The organism is Streptomyces sp. NPDC049541 (assembly GCF_044465725.1).
GTDB lineage: Bacteria > Actinomycetota > Actinomycetes > Streptomycetales > Streptomycetaceae > Streptomyces.
Genome location: NZ_JBITLY010000011.1, coordinates 158,296 through 173,305, shown reverse-complemented (window position 1 = coordinate 173,305; position 15,010 = coordinate 158,296). Strand labels below are relative to the sequence as shown.

The following is a 15,010-nucleotide window of genomic DNA, read 5'->3' as shown; positions in this document are numbered from 1 at the left end:
CAGGGCAGCGGAGTCCCTGTTCAGCGTGTCCAAGACTTCTCCCGGCAGTTGGGTCGCTCACGACGACGCCTTCCGGCTGAGCGCATTCTTCGACAACTGCTATGACGACTCCGATGCGGCGGAGGCGCTGGGCGACGCTGTTATGGACGAGTTCCCGCCCAAGGGAGACGCGGGTCTGTTCACCGCCGTGGCACGCAAAGCCAGCCCCTTCTCGGCCTTGGCCTACGCGCTCGGTCCCGATGCGGTGCTGCGGCTACCGGGCTGGTTCGGGGACTTCCTGCTGCACGCCGAGGAGGTTCGCGCCCAGCTCCCCGCGGCCGAGGAGGCCCTTGCCCTGACCGGAGCCCAGCGGCGTGCTGCAGTCGAGCGGATCCACCGGTGGATGACCGGTCTGGGAGACGATCCCGACCACGATGCCGAGGAACTCCTGGAGGGCCCCCTGCGCGTTCTCCGCCACGCTGCCCGCACCGGGCAGGGCGCGGCTGGCCTCGTCCGCTGGTACTGACGGTAGGGAACGCCCCTTCACGTCCCGGCGCGGAAGCCGTCCTGAGGGTTCCTCACATCCGGCTCGCAACGACTCAACCGTTCCCTCAGAGGGCTGGGCGCTGCCGACCTCGGCCCGGTTACTGCGCTTCCTCAGATTGAGCCTCCTCTTGCTGCTGTGATGAGGCCGGGGCGGACGGCGTGGGCGCGCCGGTCTCGGGGGCGACGTAGTAGACGGAGTTGCCCTGCCTGGTGCGCTGGGCCTGGCCCCTGGCGACGAGGTTTTCCAGGGTTGTGCGCACCACGGTGTTCTTGATCCCGCGGTCGGGGTGGGCCTGGCCGAGGGCAGTGGCAACCTCGGCCGTGGAGCGCGGTTCGCTCTGCCCGGCGAGGTGTTGGCGGATCAGCTCGACCAGCGAGGGCTGTGTCGTTGGCGTAGCTGCCGCCGGGGCCTTGCCGGCCGGCTTTCGTGTTCGCGTGCGGCTGGGCGCAGCGCTGGATTTCTTGGCGCGGGCGGTGCCACTCGACCGGGTGGCGGCTTTCTTGCGCGGAGCGGGCACGGCGGCTTGTTCGGGCGCGGTGGTGGACTTGTCGGGGCGGAGAGTGATGCCGAGTGCCTGCTGCATGTTCGTCAGCACGGTGTGGTCGTGCTGCAAGGTGGCCAACTGCTCCTGCAGCGTTGCGATTTCCCCGCTGATGCGTTCCTGCTCTTTGAGGTTGCGCTCGAGGTCACTGGTGACCTGGGCAGCGTATTGCGAGGTCAGTTCCGTCGAAGTGGTCGTGTTCTCGGGCATGATGCCGACCTTTCTTGAGGTCGCGGCCGAAACGGGCCCGCGGCGGCCGCTGTGAGCCCGGGGGAGTGGCCCCTGTGTGCTGCAGGACGACATCGGCGCCACCGCAGCACAGGGCGTGGCGTGTAGAGATAGTACGGACACGGGGAGCAGATTGTTCCGCCCAGCGGCCGCACTTCCGTGGATGGCGCCAACCAAGGCTGCGTCCCGAGTGCTACCTCAACGACGCCGGTGACCGCAGTCCTGTCCCATGCGGTGCGCTGGGAGATGGGAGCGCACTTCGTCCCTCGCCCGACGGCGTCCTTGCCAGACTCCTCACCGCACCCGTTCCGCCGAGTCCCGGCAACGGCACGACGCCACAGCAGCGCGCCAACGTCGCCCTCGTTGATGTGCGGTTGCCCCGCATGGACGGCATCGCCGCCACTGCTCGCCTGCGCGCTGTGCCCCACCCGCCGAAGGTGATCACTCTGACCACCATCGATCTCGACGAACACGTCTACAACGCCCTCTCCGCCGGGCCGACGGGTTCCAACCGGGTCCAGGCCGCTCTCGTGACCCGTGACTCGTGACCCGTGACGTGGGGCTCGGCAGGTGACAGGGTGCAGACAGGACAGGCTGTGCCATGTGCCGGCGTTCGCATGAAAGTGCGAACGAGCCCACCAATAGCGGAGTGTCGTGTCGTCACCGCGCAGGACTCGACGACCTGGACGACGGCCCTCCGACCTCCACACACGCAGAGTCCGCGTGGTGCAGGCGTTCCACCGCCTTGATCCGCCGGCGGAGCGGGTAGGGCACGTCAGGCGCCCGTCGGAGTTTCGTGGTGGGTACGGCCGGTGAGTGCGGCCGGCGTCTGGGTGAGGTGCTGGGCCAGGACATCGGCTGCGGTGTCGGCGTCGCGGGCCAGCGCGGCCTCCTCCAGTCGGCGGTGCTCGTCAATGCCTACCCGTTCGGCGATGCGGAGCGTCGCCCAGCGGCGGGCAAGCTCGCTCGCGGTCCACATCCGGTCGAAGGTCTCCAGGAGCACAGGGTTGCCACAACCCTCCAGCAGGGTGCGGTGGAAGACCCGGTGGGCTTCGGACCACGCGCTGCTGTAATAGGCCCCCACCTAGATGTATCTCCGCACCATCCTGGAGCTCGAGGAGGAAGGCGTGGCCCCCCTGCGCGCCCGCATCGCCGAGCGCCTGAACCACAGCGGCCCCACCGTCAGCCAGCCCGCCGCCCGCATGGAGCGCGACGGTCTGCTGCACGTCGCCGACGACCGGCACCTGGAGCTGACCAAGGAGGGCCGGCAGATCGCCGTCCGCGTCATGCGCAAGCACCGGCTCGCCGAATGCCTGCTCATCGGGCTGGAGTGGGAGCAGGTCCACGCCGAGGCCTGCCGCTGGGAGCACGTGATGAGCGAGGCCGTCGAACGCCGCATCCACAAGCTGCTGCGGCACCCGACACAGTCGCCCTACGGCAACCCCATCCCGGGCCTGGAGGAGCTCGGCGAGAAGCCCACCGTGGATCCGTTCCCCGACGAGAGCGTGGTCAGCCTCAACTCCCTGGAGCCGGGACCCAACGGCGCAAGCGCGGGCGTGCGGCGCATCGGCGAGCCGATCCAGGCCGACCCCGAACTGATGCACAGCCTGCGGCACGCCGGAGTGCAACCCGGTGCGGTCGTGAGCGTGACGGCCTCACCCGGCGGCGTGATAGTCGGCAGCGGCGGCCAGGCCGCCGAACTCACCACCCAGACCGCCGCGTACGTCCTGGTGGCCAAGCGTTGAGCCCACCGGCCACCGACCCGTTGCCGTGGCCCGTGTGGGCACGAGGACGGCCCTCGACCACGACCGTGGCCGAGGGCCAGACTGAGCGTGTCGTCGATGAGCCCGTGCATGCGGTGCAGCTCAGCGAAGTGATCCACGGCCATCTCATCGGCTGCCTCGGTGAGTGTTCTCAGCGCAGGAGCTCAAAGCGAGGCGGCTGCTTCGCATGGTGCTGGCCGCACTCGCCATCGGTCGGTCCCCGGGACTGGCAGCAGGCGCTCGACGGACTGCTGCGCTCGCGGCAAAACGCGCTCGACGCGTCCCGTCGCGTCCCGTCGGGCTGGGTCGTTCGAGCACTTTACGGCCTTGGGCGTGCGCGGGCCTCCACCAAGTCGGCAGGGGCCCGCGGTCCCACATGGCCTACCGTCTGATGACGGCCTGGTGGGTCGGCCTCACTTCAGGTGACGGTTGAAGAACTGGGCCGCGGCTTCGCCCGCGAACTGCGGGACGCCCGTGTGCCCGCCCATATTGGCGTACAGGGACTTCTCTGTGGAGCCGAAGGCGTCGAACAGGTCGAGGGCCGCCTGCCGGTCGTTCCCTTCGTCGTCCCACTGCAGAAGCACGTGCAGCGGAATGGTGACCCGGCGGGCCTCCTCGAACATGGCGCGAGGCACGAAACTGCCGGCGAAGAAACCGGCGGCCACGACCCGCGGCTCGACGACCGCGAGGCGCACCCCGATGGAGATCACTCCCCCCGAGTATCCGACCGGACCACCGATCTCGGGCAGTGACAGGAGGGCGTCCAGGGTGGCCTGCCATTCGGGGACCGCCCTGTCGACGAGCGGGAGGACGAGGGCGTCGATGATCTCGTCGCTGACCGGTTCGCCGGCTTCCACGGCCCGGCGCAGGTCGGCGCGGGCCTGCTCGGCGGCGGCCCAACGGGGCCGGTCACCGCTCCCAGGGAGCTCGATGGTGGCCGCGGCGAAGCCGTCCGCCGCGCAGTGGCGGGCCCGCGCGACCAGCCGGGGGTACATCCTGCGTTGCCCGCCGGGGTGGCCGAGCAGGATCAGCGGCGTCGGCTCGGAGGCGGAGGTGGGCGTCCACAGGATGCCGGGGATGTCACCGAGGGTGAATTCGTGTTCCAGCACACCGTCGTCGAGGTGCTGTTCGGAAGTGAAGTGAAGGGCCATGGTCGTGCCTTTCGGGAGTGCGCTTGAACGGCGCTCCCGGACGACCTATCGCCCGACCGTGACCCCCGAGGAGAGCACCCACGTCGATTCGTTCACGGGTACCACCTCCTCGCTCTCTCGCACGGCCTCCGTGAAGGTAGCAGGGACGCCGTGGTCCGCCAAACGGTTTCCTGCGCACCACCATGCTTCTGACGGTCAGAAGTGACGCCCCATCAGCTCGTTGCCCGACTCCTCCGGGAACAGCCGTGACGCTGGAGTCGCTGGTTCCGCTCCGTGTCGCGGAGAGCTGCTGCCCGGCCCGGCCGGAGTCGGGTCATGAGCTGGGCGCCGGGCCGTCCGCCCCGTAGCGCACGCCGTCCAGGAGAAGGTCGAGGAGGCGGCCGGCCCGTTCGCGTTGGTCGGGAGCGCTGGTGATCAACGCGACGCCGGCCAGGCTGAAGCCGACGTCGAAGGGGTCGATGTCCGCGCGCAGCAGACCGGCGTCGGCGCCGGCACGCAGCAGGGTGCCGAGCGCGGCGCCGAGCTTGTCGAGGGTCTCGGCGAAGGGATCCGCACCGGATGCGACCGCGGCCCGCAGGGCGTCCGCCATGCCCTGCTTGGCAGTCAGGTAGTCGATGAAGTCGTCCATCCACAGCCGCATCGCCCGGTCGGGCGGGTTGTCGGCGAGCAGCTTCGCGGCGCTGTCGCAGACACGGGCCAGCTCGTTGCGGTACGTCGCCTCGACGAGCGCCTCGCGCGTGGGGAAGTGGCGGTAAAGGGTGGCCGAGCCGACGCCCGCGGCCTTGGCGATGGTGTCGATCGCGACGTCGGGGCCCTTCTCGGAGAAGGCACGCACGGCCGCTTCGAGGATGCGCTCCCGGTTGCGGCGGGCATCGGCGCGCAACACGCTCGGCTTGCTGGTCAAGGCTGCTCCCTTCCTCGGGAGACCAGTCTAGCTGGACAACCGGGGAGTTCCCCGTTTACCGTTGCGGATAACTGGGGAACTCCCCGGTTACGGGTGTCGCCCCGTCGTGCTCCCAGGCAAGGAAGACCCTCATGACCTCCCCGAAGACAGTTCTGATCACCGGCACGTCCTCCGGAATCGGCCTGGCCGCCGCCGTCGGCACCGCCCGGGCGGGCTGGACGACGATCGCCACCATGCGCGACACCGGCAAGGCCGATGCCCTGCTCAAGGCCGCCGCCGAGGCGGGTGTCGCGGACCGGATCCAGATCAAGCGCCTGGACGTGACCGACTCCGCCGGCGTCACCGCCTGCCTGGACGAGGTCGTCGCCGAGCACGCTCGCCTGGACGCGCTGGTCAACAACGCCGGCGCCGCCCAGGTCGGCACCATCGAGCAGAGCAGCGTCGACGACGTCCGCGCAGCCATGGAGGTCAACTTCTTCGGCGTGGTGGCGGTGACCCGGGCCGCCCTGCCGCACCTGCGTGCGTCGAAGGGCCGGCTGATCACCGTCACCAGCGTCGGCGGCGTCGTCGGCCAGCCCTTCAACGAGGCATACTGCGCGGCCAAGTTCGCCGTCGAAGGCTTCATGCAGTCCCTCGCGCCGGTCGCCGCCACCGTCGGCGTCGATGTCACCGTGGTCGAGCCGGGCGCGGTGGCGAGCGAGTTCGTCGCCAATCTCGGCGTGGACGTCCCGACGCTGCTCGCCGCCGCCGGACCCTACAGCCCCGCGCTTGAGGCCTACCTCACCCGCACCCGGCAGTCGTTCGGCAACGCCCAGACCCCGGCCGAGGCAGCCGCCCCGATCGTCGAAGCCCTGACGGCAGCCCACCCGCCCTTCCGTGTCCAGACCTCGCAGTGGGCACGCGACTTCGTCGCCACCACCCTCGCCGACCTCGACGGCTCAGCCGTCCAGGCCCTCACCGGCACCTGGGTGCGCTGACGGTCCCGCCGTACGTCCCGGTCGGGGGTGCCCGGCCGTACCCGACCCAGGCCGAAGACCGGAGCGCACCGGTCATACCACCAACCCAGTCGCACGCGGCGGGACAACCCGCAACAGCAAGGAAGATCACCATGGAACTCCGCACCCTCGGTAGCCAGGGCCTGACCGTCTCCGCCGAAGGACTCGGCTGCATGGGCATGAGCGCCTTCTACGGCAGCACCGACGAGGCCGAGTCCCTCGCCACCATCGACCGCGCCCTGGAACTGGGCGTGACCCTGCTGGACACAGCCGAGGGCTACGGCCCGTTCATCAACGAAAAGCTCCTCGGCAAAGCCCTCGCCGGCCGCCGCGAGCAGGCCGTCGTCGCCACCAAGACCGGCATCGAGTTCACCGACGACGGCACACTCGTCGGCCACAACGGGCGCCCCGAGTACATCCGGCGCTCCCTGGACCGCTCCCTGCGCCACCTGGACACCGACCACGTCGACCTCTACTACCTGCACCGGGTCGACCCGCAGGTGCCGATCGAGGAGACCGTCGGCGCCATGAGCGACATGGTCGCCGCCGGCAAGGTCCGCTACATCGGTCTGTCCGAGGTCGCCCCGCAGACCATCCGCCGCGCCCACTCCATCCACCCGATCACAGCGGTCCAGACCGAATACTCGCTCTTCGAGCGCGGCATCGAGGACGACGGTGTCATGGCCACCCTGAACGAGCTCGGGATCGGCCTGGTCGCCTACTCACCGCTCGGACGCGGGTTCCTCTCCGGTGAGATCACCAGCCCGGACGACTTCGCCGCCGACGACTTCCGCCGCACCGACCCGCGCTTCCAGGGCGAGAACTTCGCCCGCAACCTGGCTGTGGTCGACGAGGTCCGCCGTATCGCCGCGGCCAAGCAGGTCTCGCCGTCCCAGCTGGCTCTCGCCTGGGTGCTGCACCAGGGCGCGGTTGCCATTCCCGGCACCAAGCGCCGCCGCTACCTGGAGGAGAACGTCGCCGCCACCGCCGTGACGATCAACGATGAGGACGTGGCCGCCATCGAAGCCGTCGCCCCACGCGGCATCGTCTCCGGCGACCGCTACGCCCCCGAGCTGATGCAGAACCTCAACGGCTGACCTCCAGGTCATCTCCACTTCTCGTAGAGCGCAACGTCGTGGCCGACGGGCCCGCGGGCCTTGACCTTCCTGAGAACGGGGAGCAACTGTGGGCGGTCGGAAACCTGACCCTCCGTCAGGATGAACACCGGCGGCACTTCCGGGCACCGGCGATGCGGACCTTGCCGGTCTGGGCGCCCCGGAGCGTCCGAGCAAGGCGGCCTTCGGCCGGAGCTTGCGTCGGTGTCGTGGTGCTCCCGGGACGGTGGCCGAGTCCACGCTGTCCTCCAGCGGGCCGGTCGGGACCGTGCTCGGTGGTGCCAGGCCACCCCGGTCAGTCAGCCCGCGCTGCTCCTCATGAGTAATCGTCAAAACCTGCGTACGGATGGGATATCGCATCCCGTTGTGTCGCGGTCGCGCCGAGGGGGGAGCTTCGCCACTCCGCGGACCGTGGCTGCCTCAGGCGAAGTCTGCGGCGGTGATGCCGTCGGGATGTCCGGAGGGCCACTCCACCAGCTCGATCCGGTAACCGTCCGGGTCCGTGATCCACGACGTCTTCGGGCCGTGAGGGCCGCCCGGGAACTGGAGGGGTTCGGGACTCAGACCGGCTTCGGTCAGCGTTTCCAATGTGGTGGCGAGCCTGTCCACCTGGATCGCGAGGTGGTCGAAACCGCTGCCCACGTCGACCGGTCCGTCGCCGGGGCGGTGGACCAGTTCCAGTGAGGCCGCCGGTTCGCCAGGGAACTTGAGGAGCACGAGGCGAGCCCCGTCGCCGACCTCGACCCTGCCCAGTTCGGCGTAGCCCAAGGCGGTGTAGAAACCGAGCGAGCGGTCCAAGTCGGTGACGCGGTAGGACACGAAGAGCGTCTTCACGCCGCCTCCCCAGGGCGATGCACCCGGTAGCGGAGATGCGTCACGTCTCGGTCCTCGAGCCGTCGGACGAGGTCGAGCTCGATGTGATCGCCACCCAGGTGGTCGAACAGTCGTCGGCCGTCCCCGAGGAGGACCGGAACCAGGTGGATCTCCATCTCGTCCACCTGCCCGGCTCGCAGGAGTGCCTGTGCCGCACCCGCGCCATGCACCATGACCGGCCGGTCCCCTGCGGCCGCGCGAGCCTGACGGGCACAGTCCTCGACATCGGTGACGAAACGCGCGTGGCCGGGTGGCACATCCCCGTCATCCGCCCGGTGGGTGAGTACGAAGATCGGCACGCCGTCGTGGTGATCGCCCTGCCAGCGTCCGGCGAGTTCGAAGGTCCGACGGCCGGAGATCACCGCGCCGGTCGCCAGTGCCTCGCGGTAGACCTGGCCGCTCGGCCCGTCGGAGTGCCGGTCGTCGAGCCAGTTGAACAGCCGTCCACCGTCGCGTCCGAGCTCCTGCCCCGGCCGATCGTCCGGGCCGGCGATATAGCCGTCGAGCGACATCGACATGTACAGCCGAATGGGGTTGTTCATCCTGGCCTGCCTCTCTCCTCCATCGAGATCCGGCGTTTTCCGGTGCCCCGACGGGCGGAATGTCATAAGGAAGACTCCAGGCGACAGGGAAAATCATCGGCCCGACCCGCCGGCCTGCAGTCAGGCTGGTAGGGCAGGCATCATCACCCTTGGAGCAATTGAGGTCGTTCAGGCCAGGTGGCTCTCGGAGCGTGCGACGAGGTGGGGTGCGTTCACGGTCGGCCACCGCTGCCGGGCGGACTCGACGGCCTTTGACCATGGCCGGAGCGGCAGCGCGCTGTCGGCGCCCCGGGTGACCTTGGTCCGCGCCGAACTCTGGGCTGCCGAGGGGCCGCGGCGGGAACAGTCTGTCCGGTCGACACGGTTGTATCGCCGGGGGGGCCGGAGCTGCGGGGGTGGGGAACATGGAGGCCGCATGGTCGTCCGCCCCACCGGGATCCGGGCCTCAAGATCGCGGCACGCCTGCCGCGCTGCTGGGACCAAGACGTATTTCTGCTGAAGGAGTGTTTCATGACTGACCGGCGCTTGACGCTCATGGCAGTACACGCCCACCCCGACGACGAGGCCACCGGAACCGGCGGGGTCCTTGCGCGGTATGCGGCGGAAGGCATCCGCACGGTTCTGGTGACGTGTACCGACGGCGGCTGCGGTGACGGACCGGGAGGTGTCAAGCCGGGCGAGCCCGGGCACGATCCGGCGGCGGTCGCTTTGATGCGTCACCAAGAGCTCGAGGCGAGCTGTGATGTGCTGAAGGTCAGCGATCTGGAGATGCTGGGCTATGCCGACTCCGGGATGATGGGCTGGCCGAGCAACGACGCGCCCGGCTCCTTCTGGCGCACCCCCGTGCAGGAAGGCGCGGCCCGCCTTGCGGAACTCATGCGGCACTACCGGCCTGATGTGGTGGTCACCTATGACGAGAACGGCTTCTACGGCCACCCCGACCACATCCAGGCCCACCGCATCACCATGGCGGCGCTGGAGATGACCGAGCTGACGCCGAAGGTGTACTGGACCACGGCGCCCCGCTCGATGATGCAGCGGTTCGGCGAGATCATGCGCGAGTTCGGTGAGGGCATGCCGGAGCCGGATCCTGCCGAGGCCGCCGCGCTGGCCGAGATCGGCCTCCCCGACGATGAGATCACCACGTGGGTGGACACGACCGGGTTCAGCGGCCAGAAGTTCGACGCGCTGGCCGCGCACGCCAGTCAGGGCGAGAACATCTTCTTCCTCAAGATGGGCAAGGAGAGGTTCGGCGCGTTGATGGGCATGGAGACCTTCGTACGCGTCCAGGACCCCACCGGCGCGACCGTACCGGAGAACGATCTCTTCGCCGGACTGCGCTGATCCGCCAGTCCCACCGGCCGGGACAGCGCAATGAACGTCCTGGCGCGATCGAGCCGGTCACACCCCCGTCCATTGGTGCCGCGCAGCAACCATCCACACGTAGTGAGAGATTGAAACGCAATGGGGAACCAGGGGACGGGGTCAAGTGATGAGAATGGGGTGATCTGCGAGTCGGACGCGGGCGTTTGCTCGACGTCTGCTGCAGCTGTCCTCTCGGAGCCGACTCGACATGCTTGCCGTGGGGCCGTTGTGTGTGTACAGGCCTGCGCCGCTTGTGATGCAGGTTGTGGACGGGTGGCGTCGCGCCGGCGGCCGAGCGTGTGTGGATAATCCGGTCGTGGATGGTGGCGTGTGGGGGAGGGACGGCAGTTCGGGGATGGCGGTATCTGTGGGGGCTGCGTCGGTGGGCCGCGGGGGCTGGGTGCTGCGTGGTGCGGTGGCGGCGGACCTCGAGGTGATCGCGGCGTTGCGGGCCGCAGTGATGCGCGCGGATTTGGAGCGCCTGGGGCGCTATGACGAGTACCGGGTGCGACAGCGGTTGCGGGACTCTTTTTCCCCGCAGTACACGTCGGTCATCATGCTCGGCGGTGAATTTGCGGGATGTGTCACGGTCCGGCCTGCCGACGGCAGGCTATGGCTGGAGCATTTCTATCTTGTGCCGCATTGTCAGGGGCGGGGGCTGGGGTCGGCTGTTTTGCGCACGGTATTGCAGCGAGCGGATGCACAGGGTTTGACAGTGGGCTTGAACGTCCTGCAGGGCAGTGCTGCCCGGCGGCTGTATGAGCGTCACGGTTTCGTCGTGGAGGCCGAGGATCCGGTGGACGTCTTCATGATGCGCCCGCCGGGAGTGAGAGCGGGCATTTCTGCGGGCGCCTGACCTCTGATGGTGTGAAAGGCCCGCCGCGGCCAGCCACGAGGCCTTCTGCTGGCCGTGAGGCTATGCTGCTGCGAGGCTGGCTGCGGCCTTGACGGTGTTCGAACTGGTCATGCCGCCGATCTTGCCTGATCAGCCCCCGGTGACGGCACGCACCACCCTGACCACGCAATGATCAGCGGATCAATGAGCTGATCCCGGGTGGGGGCGATGCGGCTGACCAGTCCGTCCACGATCGAACTGACCCAGGTCGAGCGTGAGGTGCTTGAACGCCTGGCAGATTCGCGCACCGCGGGGTTCGGACAGGTGCAGCGGGCTTCGGTGATCCTGGCACTGGCCGAGGGAATGTTCACCTCCCGCGACGAACTGGCCGCGGCCATCGACACCTTCGTCCTGGCCCACGACGAACACGACGCCTACCTCTACCGCTGGACCTACGACGGCAGCCCACTCAAAGCCGCATGAAGCCGGATGGATCAACGCGGCGCTGCACTAGGGCTGGAAGAGCACTTCCGGATTGTTCGGCGAGGGGCCGTCCAGCAGCGGACGGTGGATCCCCTTCAGCGTCCGGTCGAAGAACGCTGTCACGTACTCGCGGGTGATCACCACCCCGCGTTCCGGAGAGAGGGGCGGCGTCGGGAACCCGGCCTGCTCCTGAAGCAGGTCCAGGTCGGCGAAGCTGAAGTGGTCGGCGCCGGCGACCGTCAGCCACTTCTTGTAGCCGCCGAGGGCGGCCCAGGTCTGCCCCCACGTGGTGTCGTAGCCGCCGGGCGAGTGGCTGTCGGTCACGCCCAGCATGAGGAGCGGCCGGTTGATCTGGCCGGGCATCGGGGTTGGGTGGAACTCGCCGTCCATGTTCACTCCGGCCCGTACTCGCGGGTCGGCGATCATCGTGGCGGCGGCCGCCGCTCCGCCGAGGGAGTGTCCGGCCATGCCGATCTCGCGCTTGTCGATGAGGTGTGCCAGACGCCACGCGGTATTGCCATGCGTCAACTGGTCGATCACGAAGGACACGTCCAGCGCGCGGCTGGCGGTGACGGAGTCGAAGTCGAGCGCCGGGTCATCGCAGATCGCGCACGGCGGCGTCTGGCCGTTCGCCAGCGTCTCGCCGCTGTCCTCGTAGGTGTGGCCGACGAGCGCGACGACGTAGCCGTGACTGGCCAGGTCGGTCGCGAGCGAGGTGAGCGTCATGCGCGGGTCCTCGGACGCGGGTGAGAGGACCACCAGCGGATACTTGCCTCTTTGCGGCCGCGCGCCGTCGAAGGCGTGAGTGGTGACGCTGGAAAGGTTCTGTGGGGTGACGCCGGAGCTCGCCGGCAACTTCCGGTGCTGGATGATTCCGGCTGCCTCGGCGAGGGTCATGTAAGGGGCCGGAGTCCCGGTCCCGGGGACGGCCGGGTAGACCATTGTGACGGTCAGTTGGCGGGGGCCGGATGACGGCACCCACGGGTCGGGACGGCTCGCGTCGGTGAGGTGGATGACGTCCTCGCCGGCGGCGTAGGGGCCGGTCGGCGCAGGGAGCGTGCCTTGGAAGGACCGATTGGGGGCGGTGCCCGTGGCCGGTGCGGTGTCTGTCGGCGTGCTCACCTGCTGAGCGGACACCAACCGTCCGCGATCGCTTCGGGGCACCGCGCCCGCCGAGGCGGCTCCGGCCGTCACCGTCGTAGCGGCCAGGCCAGCCAGGACCATCCCGGTGCTCAGCCAACGAAACGCGGAGGGTGAACTGCGTTCTGGGCATGGGGAATTCATGCCGCCGACGCTACGTACGACCGCACCCGCCTACAGCCCAGTCAGCCGGTGCATCCGCCCTGGGGCAATCCCTACCACCATCCCGCGTGCGCGCCTGACGACTCTCCCGTCAACCCCCCGAAGGACCTCCGGAGCCGACCACTCAGCGCACGATCTGACACGGATGTTCCTCAACCCCGGTGAGCCCCGTCCGTTCACGGAAACCGAAGTCTCTTCAGCGCGAATCCACGGATCCGCCAGTGTGCTTCAGGTCAGTGGATCCGTGGGTTCGGGGGTATCACGATGATGCTGAGTGAGCCGAAGGGCTTCGGCCAAGACGTCGGCGTCGACCTGTGCCGGTGTCCTGTCGCCGTATTCGAGGATGTCGTACTCGTCGTCCAGGTTGGCGAGTCGTTCGGCCAAGGGCAGTTCGTGCCCGAAGCGCTGGTGGATCCGGAAGACCAACTCGCGTGGCGTCAGCTCGCCGGCCAGCATCCGGGCGGCAAGGGCTCGTGCGGCGGCTTCCTGTCCGGCAACGCTGCCCGCTGGGTAGAAGGTGAGGCCCAGTTCGTCGAGTGCTGGGGGAAGGAGATCGGGGACGTCGTAATCCGCCTCCGCGCGTGTACACGCGGCCAGCATCCGCAGGGCGGGACTGTCGAGGCCGGCGACGAGCGCATTGCAGGCGCCAGTGACGACATCGGTCGCAGGGATCTCGCCCATGCCCCAGAGTGCGGCATGGTCCTGTAGGGCGAGTGCTGCTGCTTCGGTCGACATCACCCGACCATGATTCCCTTCATGGTGTGTCCCGGTCGAGCAGGTTTCGTCGAAGTTGCTGTTCAGCGCCCTACAACTCACACCACTCACCCAGAGGGCCGGCCGCCCGCGTCCGCGTGAAGACGTGCAGCAGATCCCACGCCTGATCGACATCCAGGACGAAATCGCCCGTGAAAGCCGCGAGGTCGTCCATGATCGGGACTTCGACCTCGGCACCCGAGGGCGCGGTGCCGTCTCCTACGAGCAGAGACGTCCGCTCGGTGGTCTGGGAGTGGACGAGGCGCTGTGGGATGCCCGGTTCGTGGGCTATCTGTATGACGATCCGGGCGAACGAGACACGGTGTGGCTGCGTTTGACACCCGCCTCGCTCACGGTCCAGGACCTCAGCTATGCCGGCGTTCCGGACTGAAGCCGATGTCACCGGATGGGGTGAGAGAACCAGTCCCGCCCCAGTCTCGTACCGGTGCTCGGCCTAATTGGCCGGAGGCTTGCCCCTGGGATTCCAGGGCCGCTCGTTGGGGCGGCAGCTGGGACCGCGTCCAGTTCGAGCATGGTCAGCGGCACCATCAACGATCAGCGTTCCGGTGGGGAACCGTGACCGCGAGAGTGGGGAATTGGCTGACGCTGCTCATGCAGACCGCGGGGAATTACATGACCGTTGACACCCTGGGTAGCCCGATGGCTTGTTGGTGTTGCGGTTCAGGCTTCGGATACCTTGAGTGGCGTGAGTGGCAGCTTCGACGTGGCCGAGGCTCTGGACGGCGGGATTTCCGATCGGGAGCGGGTCTGGGCGTTCATCCGCAGTTTTGCTGGTGCTTGGGGTGATCCGTTGACCGAGGGCGACGGCACGCCCGAGGTGGAACTGGCGCAGGCGCAGGCGGTTCTCGGCCGTTCGCTGCCGGCCGCGCTGCATGAGTTCTATACGCTCGCCGGAGCCCGGACCGACCTGGTCGCCAACCAGGACCCCCTGCTGGCGCCTCACGAAATGTTCGCGCATGACGAGTGCGGTGGTGTCCTGGTATTTCGCAGCGAGAACCAGGGCTGCGCCTTCTGGGGCGTGCGGCTTACCGACCTTGACCAAGACGATCCCCCAGTGCTCGTCCAGGCGCGGCACGGCTGGGTGCCGTTCATGGACCGGGTGTCCTTGGCCTGCGTCGAGCTCGTGCTGAGCGAGGCGCTGTTCGGCGGCGGGGGCCGGCTGTACAACGCCTGCGAGCTCCCGGCAGACCTACTTGGTGCGGTGCCGGAACGCTTTCAGCGGGTCCAACTTCCGGACTACCCGATGTGGACCGGTCCGGAGGAGTATCCCGTGCGTTGGTTCTCTGCCCCCGGCAAGCTGCTGCGCCAAGACGGCCTGGGCGTCCACAGTTGGCTTCACGTCCGGGGCCGAACGCGCGCCGATTTGGATGCCATCTGCGAGATCGTTCCTGGACGGTGGTCCCTGGGATACACCGAGTCACTCAGCTCCGAGCCGCCGCCTTTCTGATCTGCTGCGGACCTTCTTGAGATGTCTCCAGCAAATGAGGCCGCAGGCAAGTGAGACGAGGGGGCGTGCAGGTCGAGGCGTCTTTCCCAGCGGACGGCCAGGCGCTTGGATTGGTGCAGGAGCACCGGCAAGGTGCGCCGCCTGTTGTTCTCCGCGTACGCCAGGC

At 68.6% G+C, this 15,010-nt stretch carries 16 protein-coding genes and 2 pseudogenes; 10 read left to right on the top strand and 8 right to left on the bottom strand.

Annotation, left to right across the window (positions count from 1 at the left end; all coding sequences use genetic code 11):
* The first annotated feature begins 25 nt into the window (after nt 1-25).
* The gene (locus tag ACIBW9_RS34265) at nt 26-505 is read left to right on the top strand and encodes a hypothetical protein (RefSeq protein ID WP_398960911.1); all 480 of its coding nucleotides are present in this window, start codon (nt 26-28) and stop codon (nt 503-505) included.
* Nucleotides 506-623: 118 nt separating this feature from the next.
* Here ACIBW9_RS34265 and ACIBW9_RS34260 read toward each other — a convergent pair whose 3' ends face one another.
* Nucleotides 624-1,277, bottom strand: a complete 654-nt coding sequence (locus tag ACIBW9_RS34260) for a hypothetical protein (protein ID WP_398960910.1) — start codon at nt 1,275-1,277, stop codon at nt 624-626.
* 362 nt (nt 1,278-1,639) lie between these two features.
* On the opposite strand from ACIBW9_RS34260, the pseudogene ACIBW9_RS34255 reads away from it, so the two are divergent.
* Nucleotides 1,640-1,801 (top strand): annotated as a pseudogene (locus ACIBW9_RS34255) (response regulator); the annotation flags it as partial.
* 269 nt (nt 1,802-2,070) lie between these two features.
* On the opposite strand, the pseudogene ACIBW9_RS34250 reads toward ACIBW9_RS34255, so the two are convergent.
* A pseudogene (locus tag ACIBW9_RS34250) lies at nt 2,071-2,376 on the bottom strand (FCD domain-containing protein); the annotation flags it as partial.
* 7 nt (nt 2,377-2,383) lie between these two features.
* Between ACIBW9_RS34250 and ACIBW9_RS34245 the strand changes: the two are divergent.
* On the top strand, nt 2,384-3,040 hold the full coding sequence (locus ACIBW9_RS34245) for a metal-dependent transcriptional regulator (protein ID WP_398960909.1): 657 nt from the start codon (nt 2,384-2,386) through the stop codon (nt 3,038-3,040).
* Nucleotides 3,041-3,471: 431 nt separating this feature from the next.
* Here the strand turns inward: ACIBW9_RS34245 and ACIBW9_RS34240 are convergent, their stop codons facing one another.
* Entirely contained in the window at nt 3,472-4,209 is a 738-nt protein-coding gene (locus ACIBW9_RS34240) for an alpha/beta hydrolase (RefSeq protein WP_398960908.1), read from the bottom strand.
* Between the two features lie 313 nt (nt 4,210-4,522).
* Nucleotides 4,523-5,113 (bottom strand): TetR/AcrR family transcriptional regulator, encoded by a 591-nt coding sequence (locus tag ACIBW9_RS34235; RefSeq protein WP_398960907.1) that lies wholly within the window; start codon nt 5,111-5,113, stop codon nt 4,523-4,525.
* A 71-nt stretch (nt 5,114-5,184) separates the two neighbouring features.
* On the opposite strand from ACIBW9_RS34235, the gene ACIBW9_RS34230 reads away from it, so the two are divergent.
* Both ACIBW9_RS34230 and ACIBW9_RS34225 read left to right on the top strand, forming a co-directional pair.
* On the top strand, nt 5,185-6,090 hold the full coding sequence (locus ACIBW9_RS34230; RefSeq protein ID WP_398961010.1) for an SDR family oxidoreductase: 906 nt from the start codon (nt 5,185-5,187) through the stop codon (nt 6,088-6,090).
* Nucleotides 6,091-6,221: 131 nt separating this feature from the next.
* Complete coding sequence (locus ACIBW9_RS34225) at nt 6,222-7,205, top strand: aldo/keto reductase (RefSeq protein ID WP_398960906.1); 984 nt, start codon at nt 6,222-6,224, stop codon at nt 7,203-7,205.
* Nucleotides 7,206-7,643: 438 nt separating this feature from the next.
* Here ACIBW9_RS34225 and ACIBW9_RS34220 read toward each other — a convergent pair whose 3' ends face one another.
* Together ACIBW9_RS34220 and ACIBW9_RS34215 are read right to left on the bottom strand one after the other, a co-directional pair.
* The gene (locus ACIBW9_RS34220) at nt 7,644-8,057 is read right to left on the bottom strand and encodes a VOC family protein (protein ID WP_398960905.1); all 414 of its coding nucleotides are present in this window, start codon (nt 8,055-8,057) and stop codon (nt 7,644-7,646) included.
* Nucleotides 8,054-8,638 carry a dihydrofolate reductase family protein gene (locus ACIBW9_RS34215; protein WP_398961009.1) on the bottom strand — a complete coding sequence of 195 codons (585 nt, stop codon included), beginning with the start codon at nt 8,636-8,638 and terminating at the stop codon, nt 8,054-8,056. The genes ACIBW9_RS34220 and ACIBW9_RS34215 overlap by 4 nt, the downstream gene beginning before the upstream one ends.
* A 510-nt stretch (nt 8,639-9,148) precedes the next feature.
* On the opposite strand from ACIBW9_RS34215, the gene ACIBW9_RS34210 reads away from it, so the two are divergent.
* From ACIBW9_RS34210 to ACIBW9_RS34200, 3 genes are all read left to right on the top strand, one after another.
* Entirely contained in the window at nt 9,149-9,982 is an 834-nt protein-coding gene (locus tag ACIBW9_RS34210) for a PIG-L family deacetylase (protein ID WP_398960904.1), read from the top strand.
* A 376-nt stretch (nt 9,983-10,358) separates the two neighbouring features.
* Nucleotides 10,359-10,859 (top strand): GNAT family N-acetyltransferase, encoded by a 501-nt coding sequence (locus ACIBW9_RS34205; RefSeq protein WP_398960903.1) that lies wholly within the window; start codon nt 10,359-10,361, stop codon nt 10,857-10,859.
* 207 nt (nt 10,860-11,066) lie between these two features.
* Nucleotides 11,067-11,321, top strand: a complete 255-nt coding sequence (locus ACIBW9_RS34200) for a hypothetical protein (protein ID WP_398960902.1) — start codon at nt 11,067-11,069, stop codon at nt 11,319-11,321.
* 27 nt (nt 11,322-11,348) lie between these two features.
* Here ACIBW9_RS34200 and ACIBW9_RS34195 read toward each other — a convergent pair whose 3' ends face one another.
* Nucleotides 11,349-12,443 (bottom strand): alpha/beta hydrolase family protein, encoded by a 1,095-nt coding sequence (locus ACIBW9_RS34195; RefSeq protein WP_398960901.1) that lies wholly within the window; start codon nt 12,441-12,443, stop codon nt 11,349-11,351.
* A 408-nt stretch (nt 12,444-12,851) separates the two neighbouring features.
* A complete protein-coding gene (locus ACIBW9_RS34190; RefSeq protein WP_398960900.1) occupies nt 12,852-13,358 on the bottom strand; it encodes a hypothetical protein in 507 nt (168 codons plus the stop codon).
* 124 nt (nt 13,359-13,482) lie between these two features.
* On the opposite strand from ACIBW9_RS34190, the gene ACIBW9_RS34185 reads away from it, so the two are divergent.
* The gene (locus ACIBW9_RS34185; RefSeq protein ID WP_398960899.1) at nt 13,483-13,767 is read left to right on the top strand and encodes a hypothetical protein; all 285 of its coding nucleotides are present in this window, start codon (nt 13,483-13,485) and stop codon (nt 13,765-13,767) included.
* 315 nt (nt 13,768-14,082) lie between these two features.
* The gene (locus tag ACIBW9_RS34180) at nt 14,083-14,844 is read left to right on the top strand and encodes an SMI1/KNR4 family protein (RefSeq protein ID WP_398960898.1); all 762 of its coding nucleotides are present in this window, start codon (nt 14,083-14,085) and stop codon (nt 14,842-14,844) included.
* Nucleotides 14,845-15,010: the final 166 nt, after the last annotated feature.

Excerpts from the sequence above, each read along its gene's own strand:
- ACIBW9_RS34200 (WP_398960902.1), top strand. The coding sequence starts at position 11,067 with ATGCGGCTGACCAGTCCGTCCACGATCGAACTGACCCAGGTCGAGCGT.
- ACIBW9_RS34190 (WP_398960900.1), bottom strand. The coding sequence starts at position 13,358 with ATGTCGACCGAAGCAGCAGCACTCGCCCTACAGGACCATGCCGCACTC.
- ACIBW9_RS34260 (WP_398960910.1), bottom strand. The coding sequence starts at position 1,277 with ATGCCCGAGAACACGACCACTTCGACGGAACTGACCTCGCAATACGCT.
- ACIBW9_RS34215 (WP_398961009.1), bottom strand. The coding sequence starts at position 8,638 with ATGAACAACCCCATTCGGCTGTACATGTCGATGTCGCTCGACGGCTAT.
- ACIBW9_RS34225 (WP_398960906.1), top strand. The coding sequence starts at position 6,222 with ATGGAACTCCGCACCCTCGGTAGCCAGGGCCTGACCGTCTCCGCCGAA.
- ACIBW9_RS34205 (WP_398960903.1), top strand. The coding sequence starts at position 10,359 with ATGGCGGTATCTGTGGGGGCTGCGTCGGTGGGCCGCGGGGGCTGGGTG.
- ACIBW9_RS34245 (WP_398960909.1), top strand. The coding sequence starts at position 2,384 with ATGTATCTCCGCACCATCCTGGAGCTCGAGGAGGAAGGCGTGGCCCCC.
- ACIBW9_RS34240 (WP_398960908.1), bottom strand. The coding sequence starts at position 4,209 with ATGGCCCTTCACTTCACTTCCGAACAGCACCTCGACGACGGTGTGCTG.
- ACIBW9_RS34210 (WP_398960904.1), top strand. The coding sequence starts at position 9,149 with ATGACTGACCGGCGCTTGACGCTCATGGCAGTACACGCCCACCCCGAC.